Genomic DNA, 2,796 nt, shown 5'->3' with positions numbered 1-2,796 from the left:
TGCCTCATCATTCACTTCCTCTATTTCATTTTTTATGTGTTGAATGACAGTAAAAATCTCTTTCGCTCTTTCTTTCGACATCCCATTCCTCAAACGTTACTAATTCAGCAAAAAAAACATCAATCTATTGTTTTTTCAACATATTAGTTCATCTTTAACTGCAGGTAGTAATGTGATTTCCCCTTTCTCTGCTAACTCTTTTATACCTGATTTTGATAATGCTTTCCCGGTGAATGGTATTATAAATTCACTAAATAATTGTTCCAATTTCCCCTTCCGTTTCTCATCTTCCATTAGCTCGTCAAAATCAAATACTGATTTATATTCTGCTGGTTGTCGTATAAAAATATCTCCCGTATCTCTAACTAACTCTTTACTTTTAGAATAACTAGTACCGAAAATTCCTTGTATATAAACCTTTATATTCATTTCGTAATAATCTCCAAAATTTGATTTCTGTAATTCAAGTACAACAATACTTTCAGTACTTACTTTAAACCACGCTCCAAAAACGTCTTCAAAACCGTGATCTTGGGCTGTTTTACTAAAAGTTTTTTTAAATTCCTTACTATTCATAATATTAATATGTATCTAAAACTGTTTTCCATTGAACTCCTTTGAAACGTTGCATTCTTTCTAATTCTGACTTATAAATATTAAGCTGCTTTTGTCCAGCTTTCATTGCCCTTGGATTAAATGGTTTTAACTCATATATTGTAGCATTATTAATATCGAGAAAATCGATACGTTTACCACTTGGTAACCTAAATTCTTTACTCCCATTTGCCCCAACCTTATAAGCTTTATGCATTTCTTGTCCTAGCTTCAAGTTTGACTTGGTATATTGAATTCCCTCCTTAGCGACAATTTTAGCTGTTGTAGCTCCCACACCAATCAATGGAATCGTAGCTGCTAAACTCAAAGATCCTTCTACATAATTTCCTCTACTATAAGAGATTCCTGCATTAATTAAATCAAATGGTTCGCCTATTATCGGTACCATTCCAATAATATCTAACCCTGATTGTAAATTATCTAATTGTGTTTCTCTAAGCCCATCTCTAAAATACTGATAGCCAGATGCACTTTTATACACATGATCCTGAATTAATACTCCACGTTGACTGTTGCTAAAACTACTCGAAATTGTAATATTAGGCAAACTTTCGTAAAAAGTACTATTTTCTGTTGTACTATTTACTCCTATATTTCCGAAATCATTAAAGAAATCTCCGCCTTGATTGCTCCAAGTATTCCACCCCGAATTGGAACTATTATTCCACAAACTTTGGGGCAAGAGATCACTTAGATTCAATAACTCTATTATCTCATACTAAATCTAACATTCCTTGCCTCCATAAATCCAAAGTCGTTTCTGCTGATAACCCTGTAATAGAAGTTAATTCCGATAAATCTTCTAATGTTCTTTCTGCTAAATCTGGAAAAAGATTAAGTGTAAAAGTTGCCGCCCAAAGTCTTACACTTTCATCAGGTTCGCTAAGCAATTCACTAAATACATTTGTATGGTTTAACTCCTTGGCTTTATTATACAAATCTTGTATTTTTTTGTGGAGCTTATTTGCCTTTTTTTTATCCCCAACTGCTATTGCCTTCCCCCACTCAATAGTCTCTATTAAAAATTTTGTTTTTATATTCTCTTTTGTCATCATGGTTTCCATCCAAATCTTTTTAATACATCAATACCATATTGGTATTGCTTTTCATAACTTAATCCTTTTACATAATCTCTGACTCTCATACTTGAACCTGGCATTAATGAATTATAGTATCCTGTTACCTTTGCATGTATAGACCCTTTTCCATGAGGAAGCTTAATTAAATTATTTATATTATGAATACTCTCAGCTCCAAATTTAGCTATATTATCCGAATGTTGTTCTACTATATGATGCCAAGCATTTCCTTTTCCTGCTGTACCATAAGCCCTTTTGAATGAGCTAAAAGATCCATATCCTACTTTCGAAACTGTAGCTCCCACACCAATCAATGGAATCGTAGCTGCTAAACTCAAAGATCCTTCTACATAATTTCCTCTACTATAAGAGATTCCTGCATTAATTAAATCAAATGGTTCGCCTATTATCGGTACCATTCCAATAATATCTAACCCTGATTGTAAATTATCTAATTGTGTTTCTCTAAGCCCATCTCTAAAATACTGATAGCCAGATGCACTTTTATACACATGATCCTGAATTAATACTCCACGTTGACTGTTGCTAAAACTACTCGAAATTGTAATATTAGGCAAACTTTCGTAAAAAGTACTATTTTCTGTTGTACTATTTACTCCTATATTTCCGAAATCATTAAAGAAATCTCCGCCTTGATTGCTCCAAGTATTCCACCCCGAATTGGAACTATTATTCCACAAACTTTGCAAAAAATCTTGTAACAATAGACCACTTGGATCACTCATCATTATTGGATTATTGTATCCAAAATGAAAGGGAGTAATCCCAGGTATAGCTTCAGCTAATTTATCAATACCATAAAATCTTCCCAGTGCATTGTCATACATTCGAAAGTCCATGGCTGTAACATTTAGTCCTAATTCTTCCTGTAACTCAGCACTACGTGCGGTATTTTCGGCAAAAGCTCCTCGCTTTTTTCTCCATAATCGTTGTACTGATACTTATAATTCTTGGCAATGGTGTTATTCTTCTCATTATAACCTTTATGCGCTAAACCAAACGGGTAGTAGTTGTTTTCCTCTACAATTTCACCGACGTCAATTTTATTGTTTTTATTCGCATCAGAATAACTGACACGAAC

Annotated in this window: 4 protein-coding genes and 1 pseudogene; all 5 read right to left on the bottom strand. The window is 33.4% G+C overall.

Annotated elements, in window-relative coordinates:
- Nucleotides 1-135 precede the first annotated feature (135 nt).
- Nucleotides 136-576: a DUF4304 domain-containing protein gene (locus tag ACPDHL_RS16080; RefSeq protein ID WP_430533718.1), complete on the bottom strand. Its 441-nt coding sequence runs from the start codon at nt 574-576 to the stop codon at nt 136-138.
- Between the two features lie 4 nt (nt 577-580).
- Nucleotides 581-1,315, bottom strand: coding sequence for a hypothetical protein (locus ACPDHL_RS16075; RefSeq protein ID WP_430533717.1), 735 nt, complete (start codon nt 1,313-1,315; stop codon nt 581-583).
- A gap of 13 nt (nt 1,316-1,328) precedes the next feature.
- The gene (locus ACPDHL_RS16070) at nt 1,329-1,679 is read right to left on the bottom strand and encodes a DUF2019 domain-containing protein (RefSeq protein ID WP_430533716.1); all 351 of its coding nucleotides are present in this window, start codon (nt 1,677-1,679) and stop codon (nt 1,329-1,331) included.
- Nucleotides 1,667-2,554, bottom strand: coding sequence for a hypothetical protein (locus ACPDHL_RS16065; RefSeq protein WP_430533715.1), 888 nt, complete (start codon nt 2,552-2,554; stop codon nt 1,667-1,669). Before ACPDHL_RS16065 ends, ACPDHL_RS16070 begins: the two co-directional genes overlap by 13 nt.
- A gap of 17 nt (nt 2,555-2,571) precedes the next feature.
- A pseudogene (locus ACPDHL_RS16060) lies at nt 2,572-2,796 on the bottom strand (hypothetical protein); the annotation flags it as partial.

Source organism: Myroides sp. C15-4 (assembly GCF_050522745.1).
GTDB lineage: Bacteria > Bacteroidota > Bacteroidia > Flavobacteriales > Flavobacteriaceae > Flavobacterium.
The sequence above is the reverse complement of the archived record's forward strand: the minus strand, read 5'-3'. Positions and strand labels throughout refer to the sequence as shown.